The sequence below is a fragment of the Paenibacillus sp. R-74696 genome (assembly GCF_055814915.1).
The window spans coordinates 238266-257970 of sequence record NZ_JBPULM010000030.1; the positions used below are offsets into that span (position 1 = coordinate 238266).

At 59.5% G+C, this 19705-nt stretch carries 5 protein-coding genes; all 5 read right to left on the reverse strand.

Annotated elements, in window-relative coordinates:
* Positions 1-6: 6 nt before the first annotated feature.
* The 5 genes from ACSR9A_RS12810 to ACSR9A_RS12830 are packed head-to-tail and all read right to left on the reverse strand — an operon-like array spanning position 7 to position 19519.
* Positions 7-780 (reverse strand): enoyl-CoA hydratase/isomerase, encoded by a 774-nt coding sequence (locus ACSR9A_RS12810; RefSeq protein WP_473757577.1) that lies wholly within the window; start codon positions 778-780, stop codon positions 7-9.
* Positions 780-2039 carry a hydroxymethylglutaryl-CoA synthase family protein gene (locus tag ACSR9A_RS12815; protein ID WP_473757579.1) on the reverse strand — a complete coding sequence of 420 codons (1260 nt, stop codon included), beginning with the start codon at positions 2037-2039 and terminating at the stop codon, positions 780-782. Before ACSR9A_RS12815 ends, ACSR9A_RS12810 begins: the two co-directional genes overlap by 1 nt.
* Before the next feature lie 11 nt (positions 2040-2050).
* Positions 2051-3277, reverse strand: a complete 1227-nt coding sequence (locus ACSR9A_RS12820; RefSeq protein WP_473757581.1) for a beta-ketoacyl synthase N-terminal-like domain-containing protein — start codon at positions 3275-3277, stop codon at positions 2051-2053.
* Positions 3255-3503 carry an acyl carrier protein gene (locus tag ACSR9A_RS12825; RefSeq protein WP_473757582.1) on the reverse strand — a complete coding sequence of 83 codons (249 nt, stop codon included), beginning with the start codon at positions 3501-3503 and terminating at the stop codon, positions 3255-3257. Before ACSR9A_RS12825 ends, ACSR9A_RS12820 begins: the two co-directional genes overlap by 23 nt.
* Entirely contained in the window at positions 3500-19519 is a 16020-nt protein-coding gene (locus ACSR9A_RS12830) for an SDR family NAD(P)-dependent oxidoreductase (RefSeq protein WP_473757584.1), read from the reverse strand. Before ACSR9A_RS12830 ends, ACSR9A_RS12825 begins: the two co-directional genes overlap by 4 nt.
* Positions 19520-19705 lie beyond the last annotated feature (186 nt).

Here is a 19705-nt window from a genome sequence, read left to right on the forward strand (position 1 = left end):
CGTGGATCAGCTCTCCCACGGGAATTGCCCCGTTTCGCTATAACGGAAAATCAGCTCTTGGTTGCGTGGATCTGCAAACACTTCCCGGTTCGCTTCGAGCGCCAACGGCTTGGCGCTGTGCAGACCGGCCTGCAAGCTGTTCACCAAGCGCTTGTATCGCTCGATGCCGCGCTTGGGCACATAGCGCAGCCGCATGAGATGCTTGCGAAGCAAGGTCTCGCTCTCTGCATCGCAGGCATCGACAAGTCCCCACTCCACGGCTTGTCGGATGTTGACCGGCTGCGTCATCAGAGTCAGATAGTTCGCCTTCTGAAAACCGATCCGCCGGATCAAAAACGGCAGCACGCATGCCGGCAGAAGTCCGAAGAGCAATTCGGATAAGGAGAACTCCGCCGTTTCATCCGCCAGCACGATATCGCAGGCGGCGACAAACCCGACGCCGCCTGCGTTGACCTTGCCGCGAACGTGCGAGATGGTGATAAACGGGCCAGTCGCCAGATCGAGCCACAGGTCGTACAGCGGCTCCGGTGACGGGTCGAAGCTCTGCCCGCTCGCCTTTTTCTCATGCAGCTCTTGAAAATCGGCCCCGAAGCTGAACACGTCCGGCAACCCCTCCAGCACGAGGATCGAAGCCTGTTCCCGGCAGTGATCGATCACCTGGCGACACTCGTACACCAAGCGCTCGTTGATCGTGTTCTTCGCCTCGGGACGGTTGAACTGCAAAAAGCACACCGTGCCTTGCATCCGCACCCGGATCGTCTCGTAGGCGGCCGTGTTCATCAGCACCACCGGTATTCTCGATGGAATTCTGAGATCTCTTCCAGATACAGGCGCTGTTTGGCTTGCCCGGAAGCGAGGGCGCCCGGTATCAGGTTCAAGTCCAGCTTGACATTACGGGTGCCAAATTTGACGGTGCTGCTGCTGTGGAGAACCTTTTCATATTCGTCCATCGACAGTCGGTAGCGATTGTTCAGTTGCTCTTGAAGCTTGAAGCCGCGTAGAACTTCTTGACTGCGAGAAGTGACGACGCCGCTGTAAAATTCGGAGCAGCAGCCCGAGCCATAGGAGAAGATCCCGATGCGCTTGTTCCCTTCAAACTGCCCGTTGTCGATCGTGCTCGCCAAGGAGAGCAGAACGGTAGCCCCCATGATGTTGCCCACGCGCTGGCAGTAGGTCAGACCCGGCACCACGCGCTGTTGGAAATCGGCTTCGATCTCCGGGCCTTTGACCTTGGCGATCTTGCGCATCATCGTGCGGTGCGCGCCTTTGACCATGCCGCCAAACGGCGTGTGGAAGGACAGGTACTGGAACGTGTCGCGGTAATCGACATCGGCGACGCGGCGCTGGTATTCCAGGAACGCATTCTCGCAGCAATCCAGATATGAGAGCAGGGAGAGGTCCGCGTCGCCCGCTTCGCTGTCGGCCACCGGGCGACAGGTGTCCATCACCTCGTAGCCGTAATATCCGTTGGCTCCGACATCGACTTGGAACACGTGCGGCTTGTCGCTGACCAGAAGCGCCACCGCGCCTGCGCCGCCGCTCGGTTCGGCGAACGACCAGTCTTCGCTGAGCGCATCTCCGCCTTCGACGGCCAGGAACCGGGAGATGTCCGTGGCGACTACGAGCGCTTTGGCTCCGGGCGAGACTTGGGAGAGGATGAAGTTGATCGCCATCTGGAATCCGGCTGTGCCTGAATAGCAGGCTTGCTTGATCTCGAACAGGCGGCAGGTACGGCTCAGTCCCAGATGATTATGCACGTAGGTGCTGAGCGACTTGCCGAAGTCGATCCCGGATTCCGTGCAGGTGATCAGCAGTTCGATGCGGTTTTTTTCTTCCTCGGACAGCGCATCGACCACCGGCTTGGCCGCGTTGACTGCAAATGTCACCGGGTCTTCAAACGGCAAGGCGACTGCCTTTTGCTTCATCAGCAAATTTTCAAATCTGGGGATGTCCAGGTTTCGATGTCTGGCCAGATCCATGACATCGAGATACGCGGTCCCCCCGAACACATTCATCGCTTCGATACCGACGGCAACCATAGTCGTCCTCCTCATACTCGTTGTAAACAGATGGCGGTGTTAACGCCGCCAAATCCCATGCTCAGGCTCAGGGCTCTGTGCATGTCATGCAGCTCCGCTTCTCCACGCACCCAGTTGAACTCGACGTCCATCGGGTCCTCCAAGTTGCGGGTCGGATGCAGCTGAGACGCTTTCATCTGCAGCAGCGTGGCGATGATCTCCACAGCGCCGGCCGCCGTCAGCCCGTGGCCCGTGATCGACTTGGTGGCGTTGATGCGCGCCGTAAGCAGCCCGCATTCGCGCAGAGCCTGCAATTCGGTCTCATCGCCGATCCCCGATCCCGTTCCATGCGGGTTGATGTAGTCGATATCCTCGGGTGACAGGCCCGCTCGTTCCAGCGCTTGTCGAATCACTCGAACCTCTCCCTCGCACGAAGGGTTCGGGTTGCGGTTGGCATCCATCGCCAGGCCCCAGCCGACCACGCTCGCGTAGGGTCGGACCTGCCGTTGGATCGCATGTTCGGCCCGTTCGATCACGATGACGCCGCATCCTTCCCCGTAAATGAACCCGTCGCGTCCCTTGTCAAACGGACGGCATGCCCGATCTGGGTCGTCCGCATAGCGGTCACTTCCCATCGCGCCGAGTGCTCGTAATCCCTGAAGCTCCATGTAGGACAGATCCATCAAGCCTCCCATCGCGAGGCAGACATCAACTTGTCCCGAACGAACCGCTTCAGCGGCCTGCAAGACCGCCAACTGTCCGCTGGCCGAAGCCCCACCGATCGTGTAGCCGAACCCGCGTATGCCGAACTGTTCGGTACACAGGCCGCTCAGGTCGCTGTCCAGAAAAGAGAGTCCGTAGGTCGGACGCAGAAAGTCGAGCTGGTCCCGGTAGGATTCATGCGTTTGCAGCAGTTCGCGCTGCTGCAGGTTGGAGCCGCCTACCACAAGGCCGATGCGGGACGGGTCGACCGTGCTGAGCTGCGCTTCGTCCCACGCCTCTTGCAAGGTGGCCAGCGCCACTTGCCCGGATAAAGAGAGCGTGCGCAACAGCCGTTTGGTAAAACGCTCCGGAAGAGACAAGGAAGGAACCTCCGCTCCGAGGAATGAGGTTCCTTTTTGTCTGCCCGGGCGTTGCATCAGGCCGAACGCATGGCGGCCTGCCAGCAGAGCGGAGGTAAAATCCGACTTGCCCTGCCCGATGGCCGAGGTTACGCCAAGGCCCGTGATGAGCAACTCAGGCGATCTGGAGCTTGCCATAGAGGACCTCGACCAGTTCACCGATGTTTTTCGCCGTGGACAGCTCGACGAGCGGGATCTTCAGGTCCAGCTCTTCGATGATGATCATGACGATCTCCGCGCGATCCACCGAATTCGCGCCAAGATTGGCCAGTTGGTCCGTCGGCTGGAAGGTGTAACCTTCCAGCTCCGGGAGCACTTCACGGGTATTGCGGACGACGACTTCAAAGATCTCTTGTTTGGTCATTTTACTTCCTCCTTAATTTTGAAATGCTGAAGCAATTGATCGGCTTGTTCGCTGTCGAGATTCCCTTCATACACCTGCAAGAGCAGATCGTCTACGGAGAGCTCCGTTGCCGGCTGTTCCGCGATCGAATGCTTGTGCAACTGCTTGCTCAAGTAGGCGGCGAATTCGCGTAGAGTCGGGTAGTCGTAGACTTTGGTCGCCGGGATGTCAGTGCCATGTTGCTGGTTGATTACGCGAATCCATTCCACTCCGACGATGGAATCCAGCCCCATGTCGACGAACTTTTTGTCGAGGTCGATGTCGGCCGCTTGCAGGAACAACGCGTCTGCGAGACTTGCGCGCAATTCTTCGTGCAGGGTGGCCGCCGAGACGGAAGGAGCCGCCTTAGGAGCTTCGATTTGCGGTGCAGGTGTTGGTGCAAGCGTCGGCGCTGGTGTTGGTGCAGACGCTTGTGTCGGTGCAAGTGCCGCTCTTGGTGCGTTTTTGCTTAAAACGTTTGCGATGTAGCCGGCAAACTCGCGGATGGTCGGGTAGTCATAGACTTTGGTCGCCGAGATGTCCGTTCCGTACTGTTGATTGACCACGCGAACCCATTCCACACCGACGATGGAGTCCAGCCCCATGTCCACGAATGCCTTGTTCACGTCGATGTCGCTCGGCTGCAAGAACAGCGCTTCGGCCAGGGTCGCTTGCAGCTCTTTTTGCAAAGACTCCGCCGGGATGGAGGCCGGAACAGACGGTGCAGGCATCGCCACTTTGATCTCCACAGGGGCCGGTGCCGTCGTCGCTTGACCTACAGGTGACAGTTGGATCGGTCGACGGGGTGCTGACCGTTCCAAGAACGGCTCGCGGACAGCCGACAGCGGCAGCAGCGCGATCCCGTTCGTTCGGACGGAACGGTTCGACGACGCTTTGGCCGGTCCGATCGGCTTGAGTTCGCCCTCTGGTGCTACTGGTGCTGCCGGTGCTACACGGATCGCCGGGAGCCAGATACGTTGTTTGGCGAACGGGTACGACGGGAGACTGATCAGGCGGAGCTGGTGTGCACCGTGAAGCTTTTTCCAATCTAAGGTCAATCCCTTGACCCACAAGGAAAGGAGTTTGCCGAACTTGCGCTTTGCAATCCACGCTTCAATCGTCAGCGTCATGTCTTCATCGGCGGCAAACAGCATCAGATCCTCATTGTTGCGTCTGAATTGCCCGCGATACAGGTCTTCTACACCCGTCTCGCCAGCTGCATAGCGCTTCAGCTTGTCAGTCATCTCTTGCAGAGAGCCAACGACCAGCGCCAGCCGCTCTTCCATCGGCTCGCGTCCCACCTGCAGCGTGTAGGCCGCATCGGACAGATTGGCCTCCTTGATTCGCCCGTCCTCGACGGCTACCAGCAGCTGCAGAGCCTGTTGGCGAAGCTGCTCTTCCTGGCGAGCCGACAGCACGATCACAGCCGGGTTCTGCGGCGTGACCCGCGCCTGCGTCCCAGACGCTTGCTCAGGTCTGTACTCTTCGATGAGGATGTGCGCATTGGCACCCCCTGCACCAAACGAGGACAGACCTGCGATGCGCGGACCTTCCTGTTCTTTGCCGTCGATCTCTACCACCGGACGCTTCCAGTCGGTCAACTCCTGCTGCATCACAAACGGCGTTTTCCCAAACTGAATATTCGGGTTCAACTCTTGCGCATGCAGGCTCGGCGCAAGTTGTCCATGCTTCATCTGCATGACGATCTTCGCAAGTCCCGCGATGCCGGCTGCCGCTTCCAGATGTCCGATGTTCGACTTCACCGAGCCGATTGCGCAGAATCCGGTGTCCTTCGTATGGCGTCGGAAAGCTTGTGTCAGCCCAGTGATCTCGATCGGATCGCCGAGCTCTGTGCCCGTGCCGTGCGCTTCGATGTAGCTGACTTGGCGCGCGTTGAGTCCAGCCCGCTCCAAGGTCTCGAAGATCAGGTCGCCTTGCGCAGTCGGGTTGGGCACGGTGTACCCGTTGGTCTTGCCGCCGTGATTCACGCGGGAGGCTCGGATCAGCACATGAATCTGGTCGCCGTCCGCGAGCGCTTGCGACAACGGCTTGAGCAATACTGCGCCCACACCTTCGCCCGGCACGAATCCGTTGCCGTTCAGCCCGAAGCTCTTGCACTGCCCGTCCGTCGAGAGCATGCGCTGCGCACTGAGGAACACGTAGGTGGAAGGATGCAGGTACAGGTTCACCCCGCCCGCGATCGCCATCTCGCAGTCCCCGCGATACAAGTGCTCGCAAGCCTCATGAATCGCGCTCAGCGAAGAGGAGCACATCGTATCCACCGGCATGCTCGGCCCGTTGAGGTTGAGGAAATACGACACGCGGTTCGCAACGGAAGCAAAAGACGTGCGCGGGAAGATCTTCTCCCCTTGCTTCCACAGATCCGGCCCATACAGCTCAAAGCCAGTTTTGGTCACGCCGACAAACACCCCGACGCGGCCTTCGTGCTGGTCCGCGATGCGCTCCTTGGTATATCCGGCATCTTCCAGCGCCTTCCAGCTCTCTTCCAAGAAGAGGCGCTCCTGCGGGTCGATGTTGATCATCTCTCGGGGCGACAGGTTGAAGAACTTCGGATCGAAGTCTGCGAATCCGTCTACAAAACCGCCCCATTTGCTGTAGCTTTTGCCTTGTCTCATCGCTTCGTCTTGATTCGGATGGTAAAAATCATCCAGCGACCAGCGTTCGCTCGGAACCTCGGAGACGCAGTCTCGGCCCGCTTTTAGATTCTCCCAATAGTGCTGTAGCGAAGGCGACTTGGGATAGCGACCGGAGATTCCGATGATCGCAATCGGTTCGCGCTTGTTCGGTTTCGTCGGCAATGGCGCTATAGGCGCGATCCGTTCGACAGGTCTTGCTGGCGGTTGTGCAACAGTTGCATCCGCTGCGACGGGTGCTTCATACCCCGTCCAACGCTGGCAGGCCGTCCGTTCTTCCTCGACAAAATAGTCGGCTAACGCGCCCAGTGTGCGGTATTCAAAGAAGAGCGTCTTGGACAGATCGCCAAAGATCTCTGCGAACTTCTGGTTGAGCTTGGAAATCATCAGCGAATCGATTCCGTAGCTCCCCAGCGGCTCTTCGGCATCCAACTGGTTCGCGCGGATGTCAGTGGTCTCGCTGAAGAGAACTTTTAGCGCATGCAAGGTTTTGGCGCGCAGTGCGTCGTCTTGCTCCTTTGCAGGCTTGACGACCACTGCGGCTTCGGCTTTGGCTGCGCGTGCCTCGATGCGTTCTAACACTTGACGAAGCGTGGTCTCATAGAGCGAAGCCAGCGTGAGTTCCAGCCCGTATTGACGGTTGATCTTCTGCGCCAGTTCGCTGAGCAGGTACGGATCGAAGCCGTATTCCGTCAGTTGGGCATCCGGATCGATCTCGTTCCCCTTCACGTTGAGCAACTCGGAAACCATGTGCAGCAGGGCTGCTTCCAGCGGCGGCAGGACCGCCGTCGAGGAAGCGGACGTTGCGTGAACCGGTTCTGAGTGCAAGTTCTGCTTGATTTGTGCACGTTTGCCTTCCAACACCATCACCTGATCTTTGCCGGTTGCCAGACCGTGATACAAGGCCTGCAACCCGGTTTGAGTTCGCAGAGGGATCATCCCCATGCGTTGCAGCAAAAGCTTTTCCGTCTCTTCGTCAACGCGCATTCCGCCCTCTTGCCAGAGCGGCCAGTTGATGGACAAGATGCGTCCCCCGCGAGAGTTCGCAAAGGCATCCAGAAATGCGTTCGCCGTCGCGTAGTCGGCCTGTCCGAGATTGCCGAGGACGGCTGCGACGGAGGAGAAGAGCACGAAGAAGTCGAGGTTCAGGCCTTTACTGGCCGCATCCAGATGCACCAGACCTGCAACCTTGGGAGCCAGCACCTCGGCCAGCTCCTCTTGCGTTTTCTTGAAAATGAACTGATCCCTGTTAACGCCCGCACCATGCAAGATGCCGTGCAGGGTGCCGTATTTTTCACAGATGCCTTCGATCAGGCGTGTAACCTCAGGAGCAGAGCTCACGTCGACTTGTCGATATTCCACGCATGCGCCCATGCCCCGTAGTTTCCGCAGACGGGCCTGACCAGCGTCCGACAGCGGGGATCGGCCCGCGAGAATTAAGGTTGGATTGGCGGCCTGCCGTGCGATCTCCTCGGCGACGATCATCCCGATCCCGCCGGCGCCGCCCGTAAACAGGTAGATGCCTCCTGAACGCCACGGAACCGGGGCGCGCTCTTGGTTGATCTCCACTTCGCGCCACCCGGCAACAAGACGCTTGCCGTTTTGATAGCGGACATGGTCGTCTTGCAGGGCGTGCAGGTTCTCTTGCAGTCTCGCTTCAAGCCCTGCGCCCGACTCCACTTCAATCACTTGCCCGATGAAGTTCGGGTTCTCCAACTGCGCCGTTCGCAACAGGCCGGACAGCGCGGTGAACAGCTGCGAATCCGCCTGTGACAGCACGGCGATCTGCATCAGCACCTTGCCCTTCGGCTTGCTGTGCAGAAGGGTCTGAATCTCCGTGAACACCTGTGTCGCATACGCTTGGAAGCGTTCTGCAAGCGCAGCGGAGCCGGCTTGCAGAACGCGATACTGCAACGAATCGAGCTTCGCCTCGACCTCGCAGAGCAGCACAATATGCTGCGCGAGAGACGGCGGTGAAGATTGCGGGACCACCGCCTGCTCGGTCCAGATCGGTTCAAACAGCAGCGCTTCATAGACATCCTGCGCTTGCGAAATCCAGTGGCGCTCCTTCGCGAACGGATAGGTCGGCAGGCTGAGACGGCGCGGTCGGTTCTCGCCGTAGAGTTGGTTCCAGTCAGAAAGCTGGCCCTTCACCCAGAGTTCGGCGATGTGCTCCGCCCCTCGCGTTTCCGGATGAGCGGCCGCTTCGGCCGAGCTCGCCTTGCCGCGCTTGACCTGTCCTCGCCAGACACCGTTCAGCCCGGTCTGCCCTTGCAAGAACGCCTGCAATCTGCGCTCGATCTCTTCAACCGACGTGACTACCAGCGCCAGGCGCTCTTCCATCGCATCGCGCCCAACTTGCAGCGTATAAGCGAGGGATGCGAGGTCTTCGTCGGCAAACTCCTGCGCGACGAGGACGTTGCACAGTTGCCGCACCTGCTCCTGGAGGCGCTGTTCATTCTTGGCTGACAGCGCGATGACGACCGGGTTCTCGGTGGAGTTCTCCGTCTTCGATTTAGGCTGCTCCTTCGGCAGATACTCCTCGATCATGACATGCGCGTTGACGCCGCCGAACCCGAAGGAACTGACGCCCGCACGGCGCGGCAGGTCTTGGCCGGCTGCGTCTTGCAGAGCCTCCCATCGCTTCGCCTCCCGCACGAGATAGAACGGGCTGCCCTCCAGTTGGATGTAGGGATTGACCGTTTCGCAATGCAGCGTAGGTGCCAGCGTCCGGTGACGGAGCTGCAGCAGCACTTTGATCACGCCTGCGATGCCAGCCGCTAGTTCAAGGTGGCCGATGTTCGTTTTCACCGAACCCAGCCCGCAGTGAACGCTCTCAACCTCTTGCGTACCTGTTCTTCTGTACAACTCTTGGAATGCGCTCTTCAATCCGTTGATCTCAATCGGGTCGCCCAATTCGGTGCCCGTTCCGTGCGCCTCGATGTAGGTGACTGTCCGCGGGTCGATGCCGGCTTTGTCGTACGCGTTGATCAACAGGTCCGCTTGGGCCTTCGGGTTGGGAGCCGTCAGCGAGTTCGCGCGTCCCCCGTGGTTGACCTCCGTCGAGCGAATCAAGCCGTAGATATGATCTCCGTCGCGCTCGGCAACCGACAGCTTTTTCAAAACGAGCATGCCGACCCCTTCGCCGCGCACATAGCCGTTCGCTCCGTCCGAGAACGTCTTGCAGCGCCCGTCTTCAGATAGCATGCCAGCCTTATTGAAGCTGATGTGCGCCTCCGGGGTTACGATCGTGTTCACACCGCCGACGACCGCCATGTCGCAGTCGCCGTTTTGCATCGCGCTGACGGCGCGGTGGATGGCGACCAGCGAACTTGAACAAGCGGTCTCCACCGGCTCACTCGGGCCGTGAAGGTTCAGGACATAGCTCATGCGGTTCGGTCCGACCGACGGCACGACGCCCGTGGACGAGTACCCTTCAATCGGGAAGTTCGCCTGCGTGATCAGCCCGCTGTACCCGCTGCTTCCCGTTCCGACGAAAATCCCCGTCTTGCTGCCCGACAGGCTCTGTGCCGAATAGCCCGCATCCTCGATCGCCTTCCAGACATAGGTCATCAAAAGGCGCTGCTGAGGGTCCATCAGCTTGGCTTCAAGCGGCGAGATGCCGAAAAAGAGCGAATCGAACTTGTCGGTCTCGTCGAGAAAGCCGCCCCACTTGATGTTCGTTTTGTTGGCTTCCGTCTTCGGGTCGCCAAAATAGGCTCTCCAATCCCAGCGTTCCGGAGGAATCTCGGAGATACAGTCGATGCCTTCCACAAGGTTGTGCCAGAACTCCTGCATGTCGCGGGATTGCGGGAAGGCCCCGCTCATCCCCACGATGGCGATCGGCTCGGTCACCGCCGATTGTGCCTGTTGCACCACAGCGGTACCCGGGCGGCGCCTTTGTCTCGTCGCCCGGGTCGAAGTAGCTTCTTGAAGCAAGGCCGCTGCGACTTCCGCCCGTGTCGTTTCCGCTTGCACGGGGGCAGCCGGGGAGGAAGGAGCCGTCAAGCGCGAGGCGAACACATCTCGGAATTCGTCAGACAAATAACCAGCAAACTCATGCAGCGTCGGATGCTCGAAGAAGATCGTCGGCATCAGGTCCAGCTTATACGCCTCGTTTAGATCATTGGCAAACTCGGTCAGCGTGATCGAATCAAAACCGTACTCGCTCAGCTCTGCATCCGCAACCAGCTCTTCTGCATCGACCTTGAGCAGACGGGTAACCGTCTGAGTCAGCAGGCCCAGCACGCGCTCTCGCAGGTTCATGCTGTCCGCCTTGTCATCGACAGCAACAGCGACAGAGGACGGCGAGACGGAGACAGATGCCGGCAGCAGTTTCTTCTTGATGCGCTCCACTTTTCCTTCGATCACCAGCACTTGATCCTGATCCGATGCCAAGCCTTCGTAGAAGGCGCGAAGTCCGCTCTTGGTGCGCAGCGGGATCATGCCGAGGCTCTGCATCATCATCTTCTCGGTTTCCGGATCGACATGCATGCCGCCCTCTTTCCAGAGCGGCCAGTTGATCGACAGCGTCCGGCCAAGGTGCTCCCCGGCGGCCATCCGTCTGTTGCGATGCGCCGCGTACTGATCCATGAACGCATTAGCCGCCGCATAGTCGGCCTGCCCCGGATTCCCAAGACCGCTGGACAGCGAAGAGAACAAGACAAAGAAGTCCAAGGCCATGTCTTGGCTGGCGACATCAAGATTCACAAGCCCGCGCACCTTCGGTGCCAGCACTTGCGTCAGTTCCGCTGCTGTTTTCTTGATGATGAAGCTGTCTCGGATCACCCCGGCGCTGTGCAGGATGCCGTTCAGGGTACCATGATCCGCCCGCAGCTCTGCAAACAGCTTATCGACTGCCGCTCGATCGGTCACATCCACCTGCTTGTACACCACGCGCGCCCCCAGAGACTCCAGTTCGGACAGGGCTTCTCGTTGAGGATCATTCAGCACGGATCGACCTGTGAGCACCAGCGTTGCACCCGGCGTCTGTGTGGCGATCTCCTTGGCAAACACCAGTCCAAGACCGCCCGCACCGCCGGTGAGAAGATAGATGCCACCCTCTTTCCACGGTGTCAAAAGGGCATCTGCATCTGCGGATGCGCGAACTTCGCGCCAGCCCGCCACTTGTCGCGAGCTTCCCTGATATCGAATGCGGTCTTCCTTCCCGCTGTTGCGATCTGCCAGCAGCTTCTCCTCAACCGCTTCGAGCTCATCGACTTCGATCAGCTGCCCGCTCAAGTTCGGATTTTCCATCTGGGCGGTTTTCAGCAGACCTGACAGCCCAGCGAGCAGAAGTTGTTCCTCATGGGCCGGCACGACGATCTGCACCAGCACCTTACCCTTGGGCTTGCCTTGCAAGATGCGCTGAATCTCCTCCAATGCCTGCATCGTGTACGCTTCAAAACGCACCTCGATGTCTCTCTCATCCGCTTGCAACGTCAGGCAGCGCGCCCCTTGCACGTCAGCTTCGAACTCGCAGGACAGCACGAGATGATCCGCATAGGCCGTCGCCTCTTGCTGTTCGTGCGCCTGTTCCGTCCAATGCGGTGCCAGCATGAGCGTTTCGAACGCCTCCGAGTCGGCCTGATTTTCCAGCACGCGAGAGGAAAATCCCTTCATGTGCGCACACACGTTGCCTTGCTCGTCACAAAGGCGAATGTCGAGCTTCTGCACGCTATCCCCCGGCTTGCACCCCTCGCTGTAGCGAACCTGCGCCCACATCGAAGACGTGCAAGGAGCATAGATGTCAAGCTCCTGCAACGCAAACGGAAGCGCCGGCTTCAGCGGTGCCACGCCTAGCTGGAACCCGATCGCCGCCTGCAAGGCCGCGTCCATCAGGCTCGGGTGCAGGACGTATTGCGAATCGGTTCCCGTCACGCAAGTCGGCAGTGTCAAACGAGCCAGAATCTGCCCGTCGCCGACCTGTAACAGATCGAGCGCACGCTGCGCCGGACCATACTCCAAACCCATCGCGGCAAAGCTCTCATAGCACTCCGACACGCTGATCTCACGCGTGCTGCAAGCTGCCTTCAACTCCTCAACAGGCAACTGCTCCACCTGTTTCTTGCCCATCACGACAGCACGCCCTTGGCTGTGTATGTTCGTGTCAACGCCGCTGAAGATCTCGTAGGAGATCGTGCCATCTTCCTCTTCGCACAGTCCGATGTGTACCTCGACAGGCCGCTCGCCAACTGTGACAGGGTGCGTCCAAACCACATTTTGCAGACGAAGGAATTGCGTGTCCTCGTCGGGAGCTCCGGCCGCCAGTTCGACGGCGGCGCGCGCCATCTCCAGATAGGCGACGCCCGGCAGAACGCGCTGTCCCTTCACCACATGATCGGCGAGGAAAAACTCCTGCCCCGTCAAGCTCGTGCTGTATCTCTGTTCGGAAAAATCGGATGTGTTTCGATGCAAAAGCGGATGAAGCGCATCCGTCGTCATGCCTGCTCGAACGACGGACGGACGCTCAAGCTGCGGTGCCCAGCAACGCTGTTTGGCAAATGGATAGGTCGGCAGGCTGATGCGGCGCGGCAATTCCTCGCCCCACAGTTTGCTCCAATCGAGCGCCAGGCCCTTGACCCACAGGTCGGCCAGCTTGGACAGCTTGCGGCGCTGAATCCATTTTTCAATCGCTTCCTGTAGCTCTTCATCGGCGGCGAAGAGCGAGAAGGTGTCTCGGTTGCCTTTGACCTGCCCTCGAAACAGTTTACTGATCTCTTCCTGTCCGCTGATAAACGCCTCCAGCTTGCGAACCAGCTGCTGCACCGAACCTGCAACTACGGCGAGACGCTCTTCCATCGCTTCTCGTCCCTCCTGCAAGGTATAGGCCATGTCCGCGAGATCTTCGTCAGCGAATCGTCCCTCCTGCAGTGCCGCGAGCAGGTTCTCCGCCTGTTGACGAAGGCGCTGTTCATTTTTGGCCGACAGCACGAGCAGCACCGGATTTTGCGGCGACACCTCGACAGGCGTTCGCAGCGGCTCTGCCGGAACGTACTCCTCGATGATCACATGCGCGTTGGAACCGCCCGCCCCGAACGACGAGATGCCTGCGATGCGCGGCACTTCGCGAACCTGACCGCCGATCTCCACCAGCGGACGCTTCCACTCCGCCAGCTCCTGCTGCACGACGAACGGGGTCGCGTCAAAGTCGATGTTCGGGTTGAGCACCTTGGCATGCAGCGAAGGCGCGAGTTGGCGATGCTTCATCTGCAACAGCACCTTCGTAACGCCAGCGATGCCCGCTGCGCTCTCGCAGTGCCCAATGTTCGACTTGGCCGAGCCGATGGCACAGGATTGCAGTTTGGCGTTTGCCGTGGCCTGGAAGGCCTTGGTCAAGCCTGCGATCTCGATCGGATCGCCAAGCGAGGTGCCGGTTCCGTGCGCTTCGATGTAGGAGACCATGCTCGGGTCAAGTCCCGCCTGCCGCAGCGCCTGCTCGATCGCATTCGCCTGCGCATTCGGGTTTGGGACGGTATACCCGTTGGTTTTGCCCCCGTGGTTGATCGTCGTCGCCTTGATCACGCCGTAGATCTGATCTCCGTCTTCCATCGCTTTGGACAAGGGCTTGAGCAGCACCGCGCCAACGCCTTCGCCCGGCACATACCCGTCGCCCCCTTCGCCAAAACTCTCGCATCGCCCATTGCTCGACGCGAACTTGCCTTGGCCGAGCAAAATGTACTTATTCGGGTGAATCGAGACGTTGACACCGCCGGCGATCGCCAGTTCACAGCCGCCTTGCAGCAAGCTCTGGCAAGCCAGATGAATCGCCGTCAGCGAAGACGAACACATCGTATCGACGGCAAGGCTCGGCCCGTGCAGGTTGAAGAAGTACGACACCCGGTTGGCTATCGAAGCAGGACTTCCCGCCAGCGCAATTGGGCGGCCAAGCAGCGTCTCCTGTGCGCCGTACAGCTGATACTCTTCGTACATCACGCCGACATAGACCCCAACGTTGCCGTCAAGCCCCCGTCCGCGCTGCTTGGCGAGCGTCTCGCGGGTATAACCAGCGTCTTCCATCGCTTCATAGACGGTCTGCATGAACAATCGCTCCTGCGGGTCCATGATCTCCGCCTCGCGCGGGGAGATGTTGAAGAACAGCGGATCGAATTGATCCACGCCGTCAATAAATCCGCCCCATTTGCTGTTCGTCTTGCCCGCCTTGTTTTTGTCCGGGTCAAAATAGAGGCTATGATCCCAGCGTTCTTGCGGAATCTCCGTGATCGAATCCTCGCCGTTCCGCAGATTGCCCCAGAATTCCTGAAGGTTGCGCGCCCCCGGATAGCGCCCGGAGACGCCGATGATCGCGACGTCCTGCCTGCCGTTCGCTCCCTCTTCTTGTGCATGCGCCATCGAAGCGAACCGTTGGCGTCGACGGCTGACGAGCACCGTCCGATCCGGCGTCTCCTTGACCGCAGGCTTGCGGGCCGGCGCGGCGTCTTGCTCCGGTTCCTCTTCCCCTGTCAACCGCACCAGCTGCGCTCGATGCGAGTCGAGGAAGTACCCAGCCAGGTCTCGGAGGTTCTGGTACTCAAAAAAGAGCGTCTTGGGCAGGGAGCCAAATGTTTTTTCCAACTGGTTGGTCAGCTTCATCACCAGCATGGAATCAATTCCGTACTGTTCAAGCGACGCATCTGCATCAAGGCGGCTCACCGGCCATTTCAAAACGGTGGACACCTGCTCTTTGAGATACGCGATCGCTCTCTCCTGCAAAGGGTCCGCGCTTGCAGCAGCTACCTCTTTACGGCTCGTTTCCACGAGCTTCTCCGGCACAGCAGCCTGCTCGTCTTCCGCAACCGCTCTAGCTTTCAGCACGCGGGAGGTACACCCTTTGAGACGGATGCGAACGCTTCCTTCCTTGTCGCAGAGGTCGACATCGAGCTTTTGCACCTTGTCTTCCGGCCGGCTGCCCGCGCTGTATCGAACGAGCGCCCACATCTCGGCTTCACACGGCCCGAAGACATCTAGCTCCTGCAGCGCAAACGGCAGTGCCGGCTTGAAGATCTCTTGCCCTATCAGTAACCCGACGGCCGATTGCAAGGCCGCATCTGCAAGGCTCGGATGCAGAAAGTAGTCGGCCAGAGAGTCGGTGACGACGGACGGCAGCCTCAATCCGGCCAGCACGTGCCCTTCGCCCACCTGCACCTGCTCGATGCCTTGATAGGCCGGCCCGTACTCCATGCCCATCGCACGGAAAAATTCATAGCACTCCGCTGCCCCGTACTGTCCCTGCACGAAGGATGCTTGCAGTTCCTTCAGGTCCCGCTTCGGCGCTTCTTCCACCGGTGCATTCCGCACGGCGCGTCCTTGGCTGTGTACGATCTCCTCCCCGTCTTGCAGGGTGTAGACCTCATATCCAACCTCTCCGCCCGCCTCCGGGAAGAGGGCGATGTGCACCTCGACAGGTTCTTCGCCGACGAGGATCGGCCGCGCCCAGACCACATTGCGCAGGCGAGCATCCTTCAGGCCAGCCGCCTGCTCGACCGCCTTGCGGGCCATCTCCAGATAGGCCACGCCTGGCAGCACCTTCTGCCCCTTAACCACATGATCGGCCAAGAAGAACTCCGTTCCCGTGAATGTCGAGGAAAAGCGCTGTTCCGCAAAATCAGACGTGTTCCGATGAAGCAGCGGATGCAACTGCGACGCCGTCGGAAGAGCGCTGACCTCCATCTTCTGTGCAACCCAGTATTCTTCCCGCGCGAACGGATAGGTCGGCAGGTTCGTGCGCGTAGGTCTTTCTGCGCCGAACAGCGCGTCTCCCGCGATCTCGCCGCCTTGGCAATACAAACCGGCAAGTGTACGAAGGTGCTCCTGATAGGCAGCAGGGTTTGTCGCCAATTCGCGGCTCTTCCCTGCCAGCTCCAACGCCTGCTCCTGCAGGGCCGACTCTCCGGTCTTCTCGCGCGCCACCTTGCCGCGGAACACGCTGGCATCTTGCACACCTTCCCGCGCCTGTTTCAGAACGCGCAGCATCTCCTGCGCATCCTGCACCACGACCGCCAGACGATGAGCAAAATGCTGACGTCCCTCCAGCAACGTGTAGCTGATCTGCGCGAGACTGCCTGCAGCGCCCGGATCGGTCTCCAGCATCGCGATCATGTCTTGCAGTTTCTCTTGCAGCGCCTCGTCCGTTTTCGCCGAAAATGGGAGCAGGTAATGCGAGTCCTCGGGACCGGTATTCACACCCTTTTCAAAACTGCGGACGACCATGTGCGCATTGGTGCCGCTCATGCCGAACGAACTCAACGCTCCCACACGGCCTGCGCCTGCCCGCTTCGTCCACGGCTTGCTCGTCTTGTTCACATAAAAGGCACTGTTCTCCCAACGGATGTACTCGTTCTCCGTCTCGCAATGCAGGCTGGCCGGGATGGTCTCATGCCGCATTGCCTGAACCAAGCTGATCAGGTTGACCAAACCTGACGCCGCAAACGTATGGCCCAGATTGGTCTTGGTCGAAGTCAGCGCACAATACCCGCGCTTTTGCGTGCGGCGCTTGAAGACGTCCTGCAGCGCATGAACCTCAACCGGGTCCCCGAGCTTCGTTCCGGTGCCATGTGTCACGATGTAGTCGATCTCTTCCGGGTCTACCTCGTGCTTCTCGTACACATCCTGTACGAGATTCGCCTGTGCGACGGTGCTTGGCGCCGTGATGCCGTTCGTCTTGCCGTCATAGTTCACGCCGCTGCCTTGGATGACCGCGTAGACCGGGTCGCCGTCCGCCAGTGCTTGCGAGAGCCGCTTGAGCACGACCACCGCCACGGCTTCCCCCGGCACCAAACCGTTCGCCCCGTTGTCAAACGCCTTGCATTTGCCATCCTCCGACAGCATGCCGGCCTCCGTCATGCCTAGGTAAGCGGCCGGCGTCAGCAGCAAGTTCACGCCGGCGACCACCGCCGCGTCACACCCCCCATTTCGCAGGCTCAAGCAGGCCTGATGGGCTACCACCAACCCGGAGGAGCAGGCGGTATTGATCGCCATCACCGGGCCGCTAAAGTTTAGGAAATACGGCAGGCGCGCCGCAAGAATCGCGTTATGGTTCGACGTGATGCTGGTGTCCTCGCCTTGAGACAGCATCTGATAGTCGCCTTCTTCCACGCCGACGAACATGCCGATCTTGCTCTCGTTCAGATGTCGCTTGCCCAATCCCGCATCTTCCAGCGCCCGCCACGCCTCTTGCAGGAGCAGGCGCTGTTTCGGGTCCATCGCTTCGGCTTCCATCGGCGAGATCTCAAAGAACAGCGGATCGAACTCCCGCACGCCCGGGATCGCACCCAGCCATTTGCTGCGGCTGCGGCCGCCATAATACTCCCGCCAGTCATAGCGGTCTTCCGGAATCTCGGTGACCGCATCCCGTCCTTCGGCGAGGATGTCCCACAGTTCGTCGATGTTGCGCGCCTGCGGGAAGCGCCCGCTCATTCCGATGATCGCAATCGGCTCCGGCCCTGCTCCCGAGGTCTCGGCCGCCGCCGTTTCCGCAATAGTGTCCTCAAGAGACGCTTCCGGCTGTCTCTCCACACGCTCAGGCTGCACTCGCTCCGTTGCGTAGAAGGCGCGCACGACTTCTCCATGCTCGCTCTCCAGATGCGAGACCAGCGCCTGAATCGTCGAATGCCCGAAAAACACCGCCGGGGAGATATCCACGCCAAAATGCTTCGTCATCGCAGCGGACAGCTCTGTCAAGCTGACCGACTCAAATCCAAAATCGGCAAGGTTCGTCCCCACGTCCAACTTGGCCCGCGAGACCTTTAGAATTCCGCCGATCAGTTCTTGCAAATCCCACGTCAAGCATTGTGCCACCGTGAATCCCTTCATCTCCGGACATCTTCCGGAACCGGAAGAGAGGATCGCTTGCGAGGTCGGAGCCATCGAAGGATCCGGCTGCGACGGGCAAAGGAAGCGCTCGACTCGACGGCGCTCTCCGGCCATGACCAGATGCTGCGTCCGCTCCTGCGAGAGAAGAAGGTCGAACATCGCCAGCCCTTCTTCCACCTCCAAGAAGCGCTGACCGCTCGTTTTCAGGTAGATCTTGGCGCTCTCCTCACCTTCCAGCCCCATACCTCCGTCTCTCCAGAGCGGCCAGTTGATCACCAGCGTCTTACCGGGAAGCCCCTGTTCGTTTCGCATGGCTGCATAGGCCATCTGGAACCGATTCGCCAGCGCATAGTCACCCGAACCAAAGTCGCCGAGGACCGCCGAAGACGACGAGAAATAGCAGACGAACTCCAACGCCTCTTCGTCTGCGAGCAGCTCGTCAAGCACTTGGGTGCCCCTGATTTTCGGGTCGAGGATGCGCTTGAAACTCTCCTCATCTTTCTCAAGGATGCTCCGGTCGCTCGTGACACCCGCCGCATGCACAACGCCATGAATCGCACCAAACTGCTCACTCGCTTCAGCAAGCCCTTCCCGCATCGCATCCGCATCGCAGACATCCGCTTTCACATACAGGACTTGGCTGCCCAGCTGTTCCAGAGCACGGAGCTTGGCCAGCTTCTCATCGTCAAGCGCAGATCGGCCAGTTAGGATCAGCCTGACCGGACCTTTTTTCGCAAAATATTCCGAAAATAAATACCCAAGCCCGCCGCATCCTCCGGTGATCAGATAAGTGCCCCCTGCTCTCACCTTCAAGTCGCCCGCTTGCAAGACGGTCGGCTGAACGGAGCAGACATAGCGCTTGCCGGATCGGTAGAGAACGCTGGAGAGCGATGGCGCTTGCAGTTCCGTCAAAATCTTCGGCAGGCACGCAGCGAACGAGACCTCTCCCTCTTGAATGAACATGGCCGCCTGCGTTTGTGGCAGCACGAGCCGTAGCGAGCGGGTCAGCGCGATCCACGACTCCAGATGACAGCGCTCCAATTCGTTTGCATAAGAACCGAGGAGCAGCAGTCGCTTGGCCTGCACGTTCGACTTCGCCAGATCTTGGACAAGTGGAACGAGCGCAGCCGGGTCCTGACGGCAGCTCGCATCCTCCAGCGGACAGAGGTACAGCACGGCGTCCACCTCTTGCCAGTCCTGCCGCCCGTCGCCGAGCACGTCCTGAAGGCTCTCCCCGCTGGTGACGAACGCAACCTGTGCGCGATCATCGACAGCCTGCACCGCTTCCACGACCGCTTGCTGATGCTCCGGCTCTGTCAGGAAGCAGATCAGCTTGCTCGCACGAAGCGGCGTTCCCTCGGCCGCCTTTTCCTCCTTCCAGACTTCTTCATAGGTCAACAATTCAGAAGCCGGCTCAGAAACGGACTCGTTTCTGTTTGCCACCTGTGCATTTCGAATCATATCTATCGCTTCGGATTTGGACAAACGATTTTGTTTCACTTCAGACAATAGTTGCTGCAGGAAATCTTTCATATGTACCTCCTCGCGCTTCGGCGTTCCTTTTCTAATTTCTCTCATAAAATAGAAAAAAAGAGAGGATCGCTCCTCCCTTTTCTTAGGTTCTGCTATGAAAATATGTCATGCGGACATACTCTTCCCATGTCATCTGCCCACATGCACACGACAAAATGCAACTGGATGTGCCCCTTACACCCGCCA